Genomic DNA, 14,821 nt, shown 5'->3' on the forward strand with positions numbered 1-14,821 from the left:
AGCACCTTCTCAAATCAATGGCTAAGGTAGCAGTAGGCGGAACATTTGAATACCTTCACGATGGGCACAAAAAGCTCATCAATAAAGCCTTTGAACTTGCATCCGATGGTGAAGTTCATATAGGGATCACATCCGACAGAATGGCCCGAAGACCTGATCGCAGAGTAAGTGACTACAATACCCGTAAAAACTTACTGATCAGATATATCAGTGATTCATCACTCTCAGAGACTGATTACCACATATATGAATTGAATAATCCCTACGGACTCACACTAAAAGAGGATTACGACTGCATTGTGGTATCACCTGAAACTTATGATACGGCTTTAAAAATAAATGATTTAAGAATTAATTCAGGCTATAAGCCAATTGAGATCATCAGAATCGACTATGTAATGGGCCAGGACGGACTTCCGATCTCTTCAACACGCATTAGCCAGGGAATAATTGACGCTCATGGAAGATTGCTGAAATAATTATCATTCACATTGTTCAATTCTCTATTTATTCGATTTTTGAAAGTTTTAAAAAATATCTGACTGAATGTCAGGAACATAAGATATAAACATCTTAAAATCAGAAATAGATTGTATGGGAAGAAAGTTTACAAACAAAGATATTGAAATATTCAATAAGCTAGCTCCTGAGACCGGAGGAAACACAACATCTGCCATGGGTCATCAGTATCCCTATATACTAAGGCCCATATCGCACAGAATAGCACAGTCTTCTGATGATTTTAAAAATCGGCTCAACAAACTTAGCAGTGAGGAACTTGATTATCTTGTGGATCTTGCACTAAAAGACATGGAAGATATCAGATCACTTGATCCCGGGGACATCGACGCTTTGATGGATGTGATCTCAGAAAAGATATCTTCCGAAAGGGCCAGTGAGCTCAAAAGACATGCAGGGATAATCTAACAATGGCTCATAGTAAACTCCTGTTTGGTACGGCAGGAACACCCCACAGTTCTAGAAAAAAGAGCAGTATTGAAGGTATTAGAAGGATTCATGAACTGGGTCTGGGCTGTATGGAACTGGAGTTTGTGCGTGGGGTCAAAATGGGTGAAAAGACAGCCAGAAAGATACATGACACATCCCGGTCTGAAAATGTAAAGCTCAGTGTTCATGCCCCATATTACATAAATCTCAACTCAATGGAAGAAGATAAGGTCAAAAGCAGCATAGAAAGGATATACAAATCTGCCAGAATCGGTGCATTATGTGGTGCGGATTCTATTGTATTCCATCCTGCATATTACCAGAAAACGGATCCTGTAAAGGTATACCAGAAAGTTGCACAGATGCTGGTTGAGATCAGGACAATCCTTGATGATGAAGGGATCAATGTTACACTAAGACCAGAAAGTACTGGCAAAGGAACTCAGTTTGGATCAATTGATGAAATACTGCAGCTGAGTGCAGAAATTGAAGGTGTGCTGCCATGTATTGATTTTTCCCATCTCTATGCAAGAAGCAAAGGAAAGGTCAATTCATATAAGCAATTCTATAATGTGATGACCATGACAGAAGAATTTCTGGGAAGAGAAGGACTTGACAATCTGCACATGCACGTATCCGGCATTGAATATGGGAATGGCGGAGAAAAAAAACATCTAAATCTTGAGGATGCGGATTTTAATTATATGGACCTTCTGAGAACATTCCATGAATTCGATATAAAGGGTCTGGTAATATGCGAGAGCCCAAACCTTGAAACCGATGCTATGATCTTGAAAAACAAATATCAGGAACTCAAAAAACAGCAATGAGGATCAGGTAATAACGTTATATTTCTCCTTGATATTTCCTTTTTCCATCAGATTGTTGCTTCCATCTATGATACTTACATTCAGTTCAATACCACTCTTGTGAGCATATCGCTCAATTCTACTCTTTGCATGATCCACCATTCCACCGTTTGTGAGTATCAGGCATCTTTTACCACACAGAGCCATCAAAATGGACTTATCTATGACACTGGATGTTACATTGAGATATATCCCATCATTTTCGGCAATTATTTTACTTTTCTTACCCATTGCACCTACAATCTCGATATCAGCACTCTTTATTAGCTGGCGTATCCCGGCAGGATCATAGTACTCAACATCAAAGATAATGATACCGCCTGCTTTAATTCCATGGCGTTTCATTTCAACAATGGCGCGGCCATCATCATGTATGTAGACCACCTCTGCATTAACTGCTTCATATGGAGAATGTTCTGCAAATTCTCCATACATTATTCCAAGATTTAGAGAATCGCCTACCTTTGTACCGGGGGTTACATCAACCCACATAAGTTCAGGAGGCTTCAGGGTCCCTACAAGCTCAAGGACACTTGCAGGAGATTTTTCCCCTACCGCAAGGCCTCTGCGCCTCATCTCATGATATATCTCCAGTGTAACCGGCTGTCTCATGTGTGCCCTTTTTAGGAGTTCAGGTTCATTGAATGCTTTCTGAGGCGGCCCTTCCCCTATAATTGTACCCTTTGAGAGGAAGTATACATAGTCTGCCCATCTATAGGCAAGGTCCACATCATGGGTTGAAATCAGGATTGTTTTTCCGGCTTCATTCAGTTCATTGAGAAGATCCATGATCTCATCGGCACCCATTGGATCAAGATTTGAAAGAGGTTCATCGAGTATTATGATCTCAGGCTCCATGGAGATAACACCGGCAATAGCAACTCTTTTCTTCTGGCCCCCACTCAGGTGATGTGGAGGCTTTTCTCTCAGATGTGTTAATCCAACATATTCCAGAGCACCATCCACAAGCCTTTCAGTTTTCTCCTTTGAAAATCCAAGATTTGCAGGTCCAAAAGCAATATCCTGATAAACAGTGGGTGCAAATATCTGATCATCGGAGTTCTGGAAAACGATTCCAATGTTCTTCCGGATCTCCCGGAGGGATCTTGAATTGTATTTTATAGGCTTTCCATTGAATAGCACCTCACCTGTCTCTGGCTTGAGTGTACCGTTTAAAAGAAGAAAAAGAGTGGATTTACCTGATCCGTTATGGCCTACAAAAGCCACTTTCTTACCTTTCTTGATTTCAATATTGACGTCCCTGACACCCGGGCTGCCATCCATGTAGGAGTAATTAAGGTCATTTGTTTCCAGAATCATCATTATATGATACCTCAGGTAATTATTATAAAATCTTCCATCACTATCAGAAGATCATTTCTGTTCTGATATCCAGATCAGATTTCATGCACTGATAGACAGGACACATACAGATATCATATAATGCCATTAATGGCATCCTTTGAACATGATCTGTCACTTATCGATCTTCTTTTTAGTACAATAGAAGATAATTTTAAACAAGCAAATTTGATTTATAACAAGTTGATTGGTATAAACCTTCAGTTATATAAATATATTGTGAAGCATGCTGAAAAATAAACTACCCCCATTCAGATAATAAAGAAAAACTGTCTTTTTTTAACAATTATTAATACAAAATTTGCAAATCTGGACAATCTTTTTCTTTGTTCCGGAAGCAGTTATCTTCAAGGATAATGATTATGAGCTTTTTGAGCATTTTTAAATACTACAATATTACTTAGTAATCAATTACACAATATAAGTGCTATTTATTGATATCAAAGTTGGAGATTATGAATAAACCCAGAATATTTTTTAAACATATTAAAGAAGAGTGATATTCATGAGAATAACAAAACAAATAGTTGCAATAACCTGTGCAGTGCTTCTTTTACTGTGTATGCCGGTATCAGCACATACAGATGAAGAGCTAAATGAAATGAGTGGTGAGTTCTTAGATATTCGAAATGAAATAAGAGCTCTGGCCCAGAACATCCATGATGAATCTGAATATATTGCAGACGATGAAGCACTTGATCCCGAAATAAGGGACGTTGCTGAAGAAGTGCATCAGATGGCACACAGAATAGACAGATCTGCACATGACATAAGACACTACATCGATGATGGAGATTATAATCAAGCTAAGGCAGAATTAGAGGTCCTTAAAGGATTGATAATAGATTTAAACAATCCTGTGCACAAGCTTGATGACATCGCTCCGGAATCACATAAACACCATGCAGATGAAGTGCACCATGACCTACATGACCTGCAGCGCAAATATCAGGATTTTGAAGGACTCTTTTATGAGTTTCTGACAGATAGGCTTCTGGAACTTCGAAATGAGATCAGGGCCATAGCCCAGGACATCCATGATGAATCAGAATACATAGCAGATGATGAGTCCCTTGATACTGAAATAAGAGATCTGGCAGAATGGATACACCAGCAGGCCCATAAGATCGATAGATCTGCACATGATATAAGACACTACATCGATGATGGAAATTATAACGAAGCTAAAGCAGAACTTGATAACCTGAAATCGTTTATAATTGAACTGAATGGACCTGTACATGAACTGGACCATGAAGTACCTGAATCACACAAACAGCATGCAGATGAAATTCACCATGACCTGCACGATCTGCAGCATGTTTTCCAGAAGTTTGAAAGTCTGTTCTATACATATATTGGTGACCGTGAATATACTGAAGAGACCAATGCAGATTCCGGTGATGTGCCAATAAATGAAAGATTACTGGAAATCAGAAATGAAATAAGAGCTCTGGCCCAGAACATCCATGATGAATCTGAATATATTGCAGACGATGAAGCACTTGATCCCGAAATAAGGGACGTTGCTGAAGAAGTGCACCAGTTGTCACATAAAATTGACCGGTCTGCACATGATATCAGACACTACATCGATGATGGAGAGGTCGATAAAGCCAGGAACGAAATGACAAATTTAAGAAGCCTTGTTGTTTCTTTAAACAGCCTTGCACATGAACTGGATGATATCACTCCGGAATCACATAAACATCATGCAGATGAGGTACACCATGACATGCATGCGCTGCAGCATAAACTGGATGATTTCAGCCAGCTGTTTGATGAATGGGTGCAGATGAATCATGCAGACTATCAGGGACACGCAGTTGCAGAGGAGATTCCAGAAGAATCTCAGGCAGAGTCTATGCCTGGATTTGAAGCCATATTTGCCATTACCGGACTGCTTGCAGTGGCATTCCTGATCAGAAAACTTTAAACAATCAAATTCAGGGATTTTAAATCCCTGATCCTATTTTTAAATTACCCATTGGGGTAATATTTGTTTCCCCAATGCAAAGTATTAATATTATAACTCTAAGTAAATAACTACTCCATCGATAAACACAGAAGAGGAAAATATATGCATATATCAGACGGCGTACTGTCAGCACCTGTGATTGCCGCCGGATGGGCAATCACCATTATCTTTTTACTGGTGACATTCAGATTGAAAATGAAAGAATCTGATATGGTAGAGGAAATACCCAAGTTCTCAGTTATGACCGCTGCTTTCTTTGTTGCATCACTGATACACCTTCCCATGGGACCCACAAGCGTACATCCGATGCTTAACGGGCTTGTAGGAATTGTACTCGGGCCAATGGCCTATGTAGCAATGTTTGTTGGCCTCATACTTCAGGCATTCCTTTTCCAGCATGGAGGGGTTACAACAATAGGAATAAATGCAGCACTTGTGGGCATACCTGCAATAATTGTATTCTATCTGTTCAAAAGAGGATATGATAGAGGGATTTCAGAGAAACTCCTTGGCCTGGTTTGCGGAGGACTTGCAATAGGTCTTTCAGCACTGCTGCTTGTAATAGTACTTATTTCAACAGGGCAGGAATTTCTTGGGCTTGCACAGGTTGCTGCTGTAGCACATCTGCCCCTGATATTAATAGAAGGGATCCTTACAGGAACAATTGTTGCATATATTGCAAAAGTAAAACCAGAACTTCTACCAGTACAAATGAAGAAATAAAGGTGTATTCAATATGAAGAAATTGCTTATCCCATTAGTATTGCTCTGCATACTATCCATATTTTTTACAGCACCTGTATCTGCACATGCTGTACATATGGATGTTACACAGAAAGTAGAGATCGAAGTAAAAGGATATTTCAGTGAAGCTGAACGTATGTCATTTGGAAATATAGCTATCTATACTATAGATGAAGACGGCAGTGAAGAATTATATATTGAAGATAAACTAAATGAACAGGGAATATATACTTTTGAGCCTGTCGAAGGATATGAGGAATACAGGATCAAGATATATGATGACTGGGGACATCAGGAAGAAGCAACCATAAACGTTGAAGGTGGTGCAGGACAGCTACATTCCTCAGGTGGCTTTGATACTGTTACAAGAATAATTGCAGGACTGGGATACATGCTGGGTCTTGCAGGGTTTGGTATGCTTTTATCTGCAAGAAAAATGAAGCAGCAGGATTGAATATATTTGATGAAGGTGCAAGTGAATGAGCTATCCTGGAATTGATAAATATTCATCTCTCAATTCACCTCTGCATAGCTTTGACCCAAGAGCAAAGGTGGTCACATTCACTGCCCTTATCTTTTCCTTTGCCTTTATACCTGAGCTGATCATTGCGATATTTGCGGTCCTTTTTTCAATCGCTATGATATTTATATCAAAGATTCCGCCAGTTTTTGTGTTCAGATATCTTCGATTTCCTGCCCTGTTCATTTTTACGATCATTGTTGTAATGGCCTTTACTGTTGAAGGCAGACCATTGCTTGACCTGCATTATATCAGTATAACACAGGAAGGGATCGATATAGGCAGTCTCATTTTTTTCAGGGCAATAGCAGCACTCATACTTGCATTTCTCATGCTTGCAACCAGCAGGTTTGATGAGATCATAAAAGCCATGTACATGTTAAAGGTACCCGGTGTCATGGTGCAGATCATAACCTTCTCATACAGATATATCTTCGTAATACTGGACGAACTGCATACTCTTAAAAGATCCATGTATGCAAGAGGATTTAATTTAAAACTCAATATGTACAGTCTCTCAGTGCTTGGAAATATGGTAGGGATGTTACTGATAAAAAGTTATGACAGAGGAGAAAGGGTATACAGGTCCATGATAGCCAGAGGATATACTGGAAATCCCAGACTATTCACCAGTTTCAATATGATTACTAAGGATTACATATTATCCGCAGTAATGCTCGCAACTGCAGTCTCGGTTCAGCTGATCCCATTATTAACCTGAGTGAATCATAACCTTATTCAGGAATCACCATGATACAATACAATCCAGATTCGGGCTCTGGAGGATTAGACGGTGTTCCGCATACAATTCTCTCATTCGAATAGCCCAGGTTCTCACATATACATATTTTTGAGTTTACTAACTTATCTGATAATATCTCTGCAATTTCCTGTGTACCAAAGGAATCTGCAGGCAATAAAAAAATAGTCTTTCCAAGTTCAAGTTCCTGGATAAATGATTTTTTCGCAGGGGTGGGATCACGTCCATGTGCGGTAATTGCTGCAAGGTCATTATCCATATTAACTCCAAGCCTTGCACAGGTAATCTGAAGGGACGATATGCCAGGTACTATGCGATCACCTTTCCGGGCAAACTTACCAAGGCCTGAGAACATGGGGTCACCTGTGGAAAGAACAACCGCATCATCAGGAAGGAGATTGAGTTTCGTATAATCCCTGATCTGTTTTGACTCACATTGAATGTATTCTGAGACCATTTCGATCGAACGTCTTGAACCATATACTACCGATGCATTGCGTATAGTTTCTATTGCTTCCTCTGTCAGCATTCCAGGGCCTACACCAACACCCACAATGATCAATGTTTCACCCCACTGTCAAGCAATACCGTACCATCACGATCAACAATCACAACCCTTGCACCATTAGCCTTTTCAATCGTTCTTTCAAAAGCCTTACGTACCCTTGAACCATCCAATTCCTTTTCTATCATCTCAGACACCGATGCATAACCGCTGTCCTTTAGTACTTCAGGATCACCCCATTTCAGGATAAGTCCTGGAAGTCCGCATATCACAACATCACCAGAAGCTGCTGCAAGAGATTCTGAAATACGGCTTCCTGCAAGTACCACTGTATAGTCCGGGAAAAGCATTGTTGAATAGCGTATTCCAATACGTCCTGTGGTCAGCACAACTTTGCTGGATTCCTTTATCAGATCATCCTTCATTTCACCCAGATGATCATTCCAGGGTTCCACAAAACCAGTCGTTCCCGCTATTGAGATGCCACCCTCTATACCAACCCTGCTGTTGAGGGTCTTTTCTGCGATTTTTGCACCTCTGGGCAGGGAGATCCTGACCAGTGCACCCTTTATTCCGGTTTCTTTCACAGCTTCCCTGACAGAATCCCTTATTTGCTTCATTGGTACAGGATTGATTGCAGGTAGACCTTTTTTTATCTGCAGACCGTCGCGGTGAACAATTCCTACACCATCACCGGCAGTGATGATTATATCATCTGCCTCCTCTGCCCGTGCTTCGAACTCAAGTCCCCGGGTAATATCAGATTCATGATCATTATGTGGCTTTATTGCTACAGCAAAACCGTCTCTGGCCTCTACATCCATGCATGCCCTGAGACCAACGGGAGTTGGGACTGAAACATGATTGATCTTTTGCTTTATTGACAGTACTGCAGCTTTTGCAGCAATTGCTGCCGTTGTTCCGGTGGTATAGCCTCTTCTGAGTACAGAACCGTCACTCAGGACCACCAGCATTCCATTCTTTATGCCTTCGATCAGTTCACTGGAATCCATGGATGAGCTTTCAATCCACTCATCTGGAATCCTGGATTTATTTACCGGATCAATCATGCTTTTTGTATTCTAATTGTTTAGATATAAAACCAGCGAGTTTTTATTATGTTCTTTTAAACATCCGGTCCATCCTATCCTTTCCAAAAGATATGATTGTCGGACGTCCGTGGGGACATGAATATGGATTCGAAACCTTACGAAGCTGCTGCACCAGTGAAACCATCTGTTCCATACTGCATGCCGCACCTGCTTTGATCGCGCCTCTGCATGCCATTGTCTTTCGAATATGTTCAGATATACCGGTTTCATCCTGTATTCTGCCTGCAGAAAGTATATCAGAGATTATATCAGGGATCACAGCAGGATCCTCAAGCGCATCAGATACTCCCGGTACTGCGTTCACCGCATAGGTAGAAGGTCCAAATTCAAATATCTCAAACCCTGCAGATTCAAGATACGGAATGTATTCTTCGACCAATGCTCTCTCTTTTGGACTAAGGTCCAGTGTCACAGGTGCGATCAATTCCTGAGATGAGATATTTGGTTTTACCTTAAGCTGTTCATACAAGATTCTCTCATGTGCTGCATGCTGATCAATTATCACAAGTTGATCTTCCATCTTCCCGATAATATAGATTTCATCGACCTGGCCCATTACTTCAATGTCAGGAAGATTGTTTTCATTACTATTTTCATCAGAAACTGATTCAGATATCAGTCTTTCACTCTTTTTAAGCCTTCTCTGGGTGTCCCTTGCAGAATATCTGTAAGGTTGTTTTCTCTCCTGTACAGTTTCATTCCTGGGAATGCCTGAATAGGTGTTGTCCAGTACAGACTGCACCCCTTTACCTGAAGGTTCCGGTATATCACCGGATCTGGATAATGTACTCTCTACTGCCATACTCACAAAATCTATAACCTCATTTTCATTGCTGAGGCGTACCTTGCTTTTTGTGGGATGGACATTAAAATCAATATTTTTTGGATCTGCATCCAGCTTTATGAACGCAACAGGGTACCTTCCTTTAGGAATTTTTGTATAATACCCAAGCCTTATAGCATTGCTGATACTTGCAGAAGAGACACATCTTCCATTTATGAATATGAACTGATGATCATTGTTTCCTTTTGTCAGCTCAGGCCTGGATATATAACCAGATAATTTCATACCATTGCTCTTAGCTTCTATCGGAATCAGTGACTTTGCAATATCACCTCCAAATAGATGAATAATAGTATCCATGCCGGATTTGGCTTTCGGAGCTTTCAATATCGTTTTCCCCTCGTTTTTCAGGAAGAAAGATATTCCCGGATTTGCAAGCGCCTGCTTTGTCACCACATCAATTATATGTGAGATCTCAGTACGCCTGCTCTTGAGATATTTTCTGCGAGCCGGGGTATTATAGAAAAGATCCTTCACACATATTCTGGAGCCTACAGCAGCCCCCACCTGAGATACTTCATCAATTTCTCCGTTAGTTACAACAAGTTTTGTACCAGACACAGAGTTCTTCTGGCGTGTTATCATCTCAACCTTTGCTACTGCAGCAATCGAGGATAGTGCCTCTCCCCTGAACCCAAGGGTAGAGAGATTGTTCAGGTCATCTATTTCCTTTATTTTACTTGTTGCATGTTTCATAAAAGCAAGTGATGCATCTTTTTCTGACATACCACAGCCATTGTCTGATACCATAATCTTTCCGGCACCTGCCCCCTCAACCTCCACACTTATCTGGGAAGAGCCTGCATCAATTGCATTATCTATCAGTTCCTTTACCACAGAAGCAGGCCTTTCAATAACCTCGCCGGCTGCAATCTTATTTACGGTTGCTTCATCCAGTATATGTATTCTGGATTCTGAATTATTCAAGCTGATCACACCTCTTTGCTGTTTAATTCATTCTTAATCTCGTTCAGGGTATTCAGGGCTTCAAGTGGAGTCATTTCATCCAGGTTCATATTTCTGATTCGATCAGCAACCGGGTCATACATCTGCGGTTTCCTGGAACTTCGATCAATATCAAAGATCAGCTGGGTATAGCCCGATCTTTTTCGGGTTGCGTTATCCTTTTCTCCAAGTGAACTTTCATTCTCAATACCCTCAAGAATCTCCTTTGCCCTCTGGGTAACCCTGCGGGGAACACCAGCAAGCCTTGCCACATGTATACCATAGCTTTTGTCAGTAGCTCCAGGGATTATTTTTCTGAGAAATACAAGGTCATCACCTTCCTCTCTGACAGCTATATGGTAGTTGTTAACCCTCTCCAGCCTCTCTGAGAGATCTGTAAGTTGATGATAATGAGTTGCAAACATGGACCTTACACCGGCCCTGTCCTTATTGTGAATATACTCAACCACTGCCTTTGCGATACTGTATCCGTCATAGGTACTTGTGCCCCTTCCAATCTCATCCAGAAGTATAAGGCTTTTAGGGGTTGCATTGTTTAGAATGTTTGCAAGTTCTACCATCTCAACCATAAAAGTACTCTGTCCGCTTGCAAGATCATCAAAGGCTCCAACCCTTGTAAATATCCTGTCAACCAGACCAATCGAGGCATGGGATGCAGGCACAAAGGATCCTGCCTGTGCCATGATAACTATCAAAGCTACCTGTCTCATATAAGTAGACTTACCTGCCATGTTTGGCCCAGTGATCAGTGCAAACTGATTCTTAGAACAATCCATCTCGGTATCATTGGGTACAAATCCTCCGGGAACACTGCTCTCAACTACGGGATGCCTGCCATCCCTTACCAGTATTCGACAGTCAGCAGTAACGGCAGGTCTTGTATAGTTCCTGTTAACTGCGATCTCTGCAAGATTTGAAAGAACATCCATTTTACCTATAACATCTGCAGTTTTCTGAAGTTGCTTTGAATAATCTGATATTTTAGAGTTTATTTCTGAAAAAAGTTCATATTCAAGAGTGGTTATCTTTTCATCCGCTGAAATGATAGCCTCTTCCCATTTTTTAAGTTCGGGAGTATAGAAGCGCTCTGAATTGGCCATTGTCTGTTTGATTATATAATCCTCTGGTACCTGAGACGAATTGGCTTTCGTAACCTCTATGTAATAACCAAAAACCTTGTTGTAGCCTACCTTAAGGGATTTTATACCTGTTCTCTCCCTTTCACGCTTCTGAAAAGAGGCTATCCATTCTTTTCCATGCCTGGACATACCCCTTATTTCATCCAGCTCAGTACTGTAACCTGACTTTATCAGGCCACCATCCCTGACACTTACAGGAGGTTCATCTACAATTCCGCAATCTATCAGATCAATCAGGGATTCCAGCTGAGAAAAATCATAAAGCTGGCCTGTCAGGGAAACAATCATTTCTGAGTCCATCTCTTTTTGCAGAGACCTGATTTCAGGTACAGCTTCCAGTGATTTCTTAAGTGCCACAAGATCTCTTGCATTGGAATTACCATAGACTATCCTGCCTGTAAGCCTTTCAATGTCCCTAACCCTGGAAAGATGTGATCTGATATCGTACCTTAGCAGAGTATTGTGAGTAAATTCTTCAACTGCATCCAGGCGTTTATTGATATCACTGGTTGATATGAGAGGTTTGAGTATCCATTTCTGTAATATCCTGCTACCCATAGGTGTCATTGTGTCGTCCAGTACACCCAGGATAGTGGCGCTCTTTCCTTCACCCCTGACATTCCTTACCACTTCGAGATTTCGCAGGGTTATGGAATCAAGTATCATGAAATCAGAATCTGAATAGGTTCTGAGGGTATGTACATGCCCGAGTTCCCTCATCTGGGTATCCATTGCATATGCCAGTGCAGCCCCTGCTGCAGATATTGAATAGGTCAGCCCTTCACATCCCATTCCTTCCAGGGTACTGACCTTAAAATGGTCCTTCAGATTCTTTTCTGCATTTACAGGATCAAAAGTCTCTGTATCAAAATGATTTATCACTATATTGAGTTCATTCAGTCTTTCTGAAAGGTCCGGATCCTCGGCAAGTGAGGGACAAATAATACACTCTGCAGGACTCATTCTGGCAACCTCACCTGCAACCCTGTCATAGGGAGGTGAATCACTAAACTGAGTGGTCAGGAATTCTCCGGTGGATACATCAAAGAAAGATAATCCAAAATCATTTCCATTACCTGATATTGCCATGAGATAATTGTTGGCAGCATTCTCAAACATTGAAGAATCAATGGCAGTTCCGGGTGTAACAACTCTCACAACTCCCCTTTTCACAACACCCTTTGCCTTTTTTGGATCCTCCAGTTGTTCACATATGGCAACTTTATACCCTTTTTTTATCAAACGGGGAAGGTAATTATCAATGGAATGGTAAGGGATTCCTGCAAGAGGCATCTTTTCACCACTTTTGCCCTTACCCCGGCTGGTCAGGGTTATATCAAGCTCTCTTGAGACCGTCTTTGCATCCTGGTCAAAAGTTTCATAGAAGTCTCCCATCCGGAAAAATATAATACAGTCACTGTACTCCTTCTTAAATTGATAATACTGGCTCATTGCAGGTGTTAGCTTACTCATCTTGATACCGCTCAGCTAGAATTGGATAGGTTCCATAAATTAATTTCTGTATTGATATATTTGTTTTTTCATACAAATATAAATATACAACAATAAAACCTGATCATTTCGAGCTATTGCGAACCATTATATTGAGTTTGAGTTTTGTAACTGGTTCCAGTTTTTTCCATTCAACAACTGCATCATCTTCAAATGTGCACTCCTGAACTGTACGATCCAGAAGTTTTCCATCGACCTCATAGACAAAAAAGCCTTCTTCACCATCTGTAGATACGATCACTTCCCTATCTCCTACTTTCCTCATTTCAATAGAAGAAACCCTCTTCAATGCATCCAGCAGGCTTTCACCAGGATTTACCTCAACATCCTTTTCCGGAGCAAAATGATCAAGTACATGATAGAGACCCTTTGTATCCGCTTTTAGAATATGGGAATTTCCAAATATTTCTCTTGTAACAAGTCCTGCATCTTCAAGTATCCTTACATGCTTCAATGCAACAGGTACTGAAATATTGAGTTTTTTTGCAATTCCTGTTATATGCATTTCATTATTGCATACAATATGCAAAATATTCAGACGGGTGACACATCCAAGTGCTTTGAATATCTTTTTGGTTTTTTCAGATTCGTTCATGCCAGGACCATACCTTCATTCTCAATCGACTCAAGGCTCAACATTACATCATTGTCAGAGTGATGCTCGAGTATTTTCATTGCCCTGTTATTTCTCAGTGCGCTGGCTATAGCTTTAAAATCAATACTACCTGACCCAACCGGAAGATGTTCATCAGAGAGTCCGTTGTTGTCATGTACATGAAAGTGAGACACCGGCATCTCCAGAAACTCATTCAATCTTCCGGTTGTTGCTGCATGCCCTATATCAAGTGCAAGATGGTGAGCCTTAAGATCCAGATCTGGTTGCTGGAAAACAAAGCAGTTCCAGTCAGCTGGCATATTTTCAATACATATTTTTACACCGGTTTCCTGTGTAAATGACTCCATTTCTTCAAGTGACCTGCTAAGCGAATCAAGGGCCTGTTCAACATCAATGGAATAGGTGAAATAGCCTGGGTGCAGAACCATCACATCTGCATCTATCCTCTGGCAGGCATCCAGCATCTGCCCTACAAGTTCCACACTTGCTTTTCGTATAGGCTCCCTTATACATGCTATGTTAAGATCAGTGCAGGGTGCATGCACTGCATATTTGAGATTAAAAGAGAGAGGGGTTTCTGTATCTTTTAGAATATCATGTGGACCTTCAGAAAATATTTCTGCGCACTGGACCTTTCCCTCAATAGTTTCCAGTGCCTGATAAAGAGGAAACTGGCGATATGCATACGTTGAAATACCGATCATTGAAAATCTCCTGAATCTAATTGGTGAAGTTGCTATGAGACACTAAATGTTATTTATTACTGAAAATTGGCTACCAAGTAATATAATGAATTGTTCAGGTAATAACCATTATCTTTAAGGGTAAAAATGTTGCCAGGTAACATATTTGATAATCATTGATAATTACCCTGCAGGATAGTGTATCTTACCCATAAAATGAGTGATTTATACCAACTGCTGAATCCATATATACATACCAGATT

14 protein-coding genes are annotated in these 14,821 nt (G+C 40.7%); 7 read left to right on the forward strand and 7 right to left on the reverse strand.

Features of this window, described 5'->3' with window-relative positions; all coding sequences use genetic code 11:
• The first annotated feature begins 17 nt into the window (after window positions 1-17).
• The 3 genes from MZHIL_RS09700 (at window position 18) to MZHIL_RS09710 (ending at window position 1,778) form a co-directional block, all read left to right on the forward strand.
• Window positions 18-479 carry a phosphopantetheine adenylyltransferase gene (locus MZHIL_RS09700; RefSeq protein WP_013899202.1) on the forward strand — a complete coding sequence of 154 codons (462 nt, stop codon included), beginning with the start codon at window positions 18-20 and terminating at the stop codon, window positions 477-479.
• Window positions 480-594: 115 nt separating this feature from the next.
• Window positions 595-927, forward strand: coding sequence for a hypothetical protein (locus tag MZHIL_RS09705; protein ID WP_013899203.1), 333 nt, complete (start codon window positions 595-597; stop codon window positions 925-927).
• 2 nt (window positions 928-929) lie between these two features.
• Window positions 930-1,778, forward strand: coding sequence for a TIM barrel protein (locus tag MZHIL_RS09710; RefSeq protein WP_013899204.1), 849 nt, complete (start codon window positions 930-932; stop codon window positions 1,776-1,778).
• Window positions 1,779-1,781: 3 nt separating this feature from the next.
• Here the strand turns inward: MZHIL_RS09710 and MZHIL_RS09715 are convergent, their stop codons facing one another.
• On the reverse strand, window positions 1,782-3,140 hold the full coding sequence (locus tag MZHIL_RS09715; protein WP_013899205.1) for an energy-coupling factor ABC transporter ATP-binding protein: 1,359 nt from the start codon (window positions 3,138-3,140) through the stop codon (window positions 1,782-1,784).
• A 544-nt stretch (window positions 3,141-3,684) separates the two neighbouring features.
• Between MZHIL_RS09715 and MZHIL_RS09720 the strand changes: the two genes are divergently transcribed.
• From MZHIL_RS09720 to cbiQ, 4 genes are all read left to right on the forward strand, one after another.
• Window positions 3,685-5,115, forward strand: a complete 1,431-nt coding sequence (locus MZHIL_RS09720) for a PGF-CTERM sorting domain-containing protein (RefSeq protein WP_013899206.1) — start codon at window positions 3,685-3,687, stop codon at window positions 5,113-5,115.
• Window positions 5,116-5,259: 144 nt separating this feature from the next.
• On the forward strand, window positions 5,260-5,880 hold the full coding sequence (cbiM, locus tag MZHIL_RS09725; protein WP_013899207.1) for a cobalt transporter CbiM: 621 nt from the start codon (window positions 5,260-5,262) through the stop codon (window positions 5,878-5,880).
• A gap of 13 nt (window positions 5,881-5,893) precedes the next feature.
• On the forward strand, window positions 5,894-6,355 hold the full coding sequence (locus tag MZHIL_RS09730; protein ID WP_013899208.1) for a hypothetical protein: 462 nt from the start codon (window positions 5,894-5,896) through the stop codon (window positions 6,353-6,355).
• A 25-nt stretch (window positions 6,356-6,380) separates the two neighbouring features.
• A complete protein-coding gene (gene cbiQ / locus MZHIL_RS09735; RefSeq protein ID WP_013899209.1) occupies window positions 6,381-7,142 on the forward strand; it encodes a cobalt ECF transporter T component CbiQ in 762 nt (253 codons plus the stop codon).
• Window positions 7,143-7,155: 13 nt separating this feature from the next.
• Here cbiQ and MZHIL_RS09740 read toward each other — a convergent pair whose 3' ends face one another.
• The 6 genes from MZHIL_RS09740 to MZHIL_RS09765 all read right to left on the reverse strand — a co-directional run bounded on the left by MZHIL_RS09740 (window position 7,156) and on the right by MZHIL_RS09765 (window position 14,579).
• Window positions 7,156-7,743 (reverse strand): cobalt-precorrin-7 (C(5))-methyltransferase, encoded by a 588-nt coding sequence (locus MZHIL_RS09740; protein WP_013899210.1) that lies wholly within the window; start codon window positions 7,741-7,743, stop codon window positions 7,156-7,158.
• Window positions 7,740-8,756, reverse strand: coding sequence for a cobalt-precorrin-5B (C(1))-methyltransferase (locus MZHIL_RS09745; protein WP_013899211.1), 1,017 nt, complete (start codon window positions 8,754-8,756; stop codon window positions 7,740-7,742). The genes MZHIL_RS09740 and MZHIL_RS09745 overlap by 4 nt, the downstream gene beginning before the upstream one ends.
• Before the next feature lie 46 nt (window positions 8,757-8,802).
• Window positions 8,803-10,578 carry a DNA mismatch repair endonuclease MutL gene (gene mutL / locus MZHIL_RS09750; RefSeq protein ID WP_394295823.1) on the reverse strand — a complete coding sequence of 592 codons (1,776 nt, stop codon included), beginning with the start codon at window positions 10,576-10,578 and terminating at the stop codon, window positions 8,803-8,805.
• Window positions 10,575-13,220, reverse strand: coding sequence for a DNA mismatch repair protein MutS (mutS, locus tag MZHIL_RS09755; RefSeq protein WP_013899213.1), 2,646 nt, complete (start codon window positions 13,218-13,220; stop codon window positions 10,575-10,577). Before mutS ends, mutL begins: the two co-directional genes overlap by 4 nt.
• A gap of 103 nt (window positions 13,221-13,323) precedes the next feature.
• A complete protein-coding gene (locus MZHIL_RS09760; RefSeq protein ID WP_013899214.1) occupies window positions 13,324-13,854 on the reverse strand; it encodes an ArsR family transcriptional regulator in 531 nt (176 codons plus the stop codon).
• On the reverse strand, window positions 13,851-14,579 hold the full coding sequence (locus tag MZHIL_RS09765) for a sugar phosphate isomerase/epimerase family protein (RefSeq protein WP_013899215.1): 729 nt from the start codon (window positions 14,577-14,579) through the stop codon (window positions 13,851-13,853). Before MZHIL_RS09765 ends, MZHIL_RS09760 begins: the two co-directional genes overlap by 4 nt.
• Between the last annotated feature and the right edge of the window lie 242 nt (window positions 14,580-14,821).

Origin of the sequence: Methanosalsum zhilinae DSM 4017, from assembly GCF_000217995.1 — an archaeon.
Lineage (GTDB): Archaea > Halobacteriota > Methanosarcinia > Methanosarcinales > Methanosarcinaceae > Methanosalsum > Methanosalsum zhilinae.

Bases quoted from the DNA above. Each gene is read 5' to 3' on its own strand.
- MZHIL_RS09700 (WP_013899202.1), top strand. From the start codon at position 18: ATGGCTAAGGTAGCAGTAGGCGGAACATTTGAATACCTTCACGATGGG.
- MZHIL_RS09705 (WP_013899203.1), top strand. From the start codon at position 595: ATGGGAAGAAAGTTTACAAACAAAGATATTGAAATATTCAATAAGCTA.
- MZHIL_RS09710 (WP_013899204.1), top strand. From the start codon at position 930: ATGGCTCATAGTAAACTCCTGTTTGGTACGGCAGGAACACCCCACAGT.
- MZHIL_RS09715 (WP_013899205.1), bottom strand. From the start codon at position 3,140: ATGATGATTCTGGAAACAAATGACCTTAATTACTCCTACATGGATGGC.
- MZHIL_RS09720 (WP_013899206.1), top strand. From the start codon at position 3,685: ATGAGAATAACAAAACAAATAGTTGCAATAACCTGTGCAGTGCTTCTT.
- cbiM (WP_013899207.1), top strand. From the start codon at position 5,260: ATGCATATATCAGACGGCGTACTGTCAGCACCTGTGATTGCCGCCGGA.
- MZHIL_RS09730 (WP_013899208.1), top strand. From the start codon at position 5,894: ATGAAGAAATTGCTTATCCCATTAGTATTGCTCTGCATACTATCCATA.
- cbiQ (WP_013899209.1), top strand. From the start codon at position 6,381: ATGAGCTATCCTGGAATTGATAAATATTCATCTCTCAATTCACCTCTG.
- MZHIL_RS09745 (WP_013899211.1), bottom strand. From the start codon at position 8,756: ATGATTGATCCGGTAAATAAATCCAGGATTCCAGATGAGTGGATTGAA.
- mutS (WP_013899213.1), bottom strand. From the start codon at position 13,220: ATGAGTAAGCTAACACCTGCAATGAGCCAGTATTATCAATTTAAGAAG.
- MZHIL_RS09760 (WP_013899214.1), bottom strand. From the start codon at position 13,854: ATGAACGAATCTGAAAAAACCAAAAAGATATTCAAAGCACTTGGATGT.
- MZHIL_RS09765 (WP_013899215.1), bottom strand. From the start codon at position 14,579: ATGATCGGTATTTCAACGTATGCATATCGCCAGTTTCCTCTTTATCAG.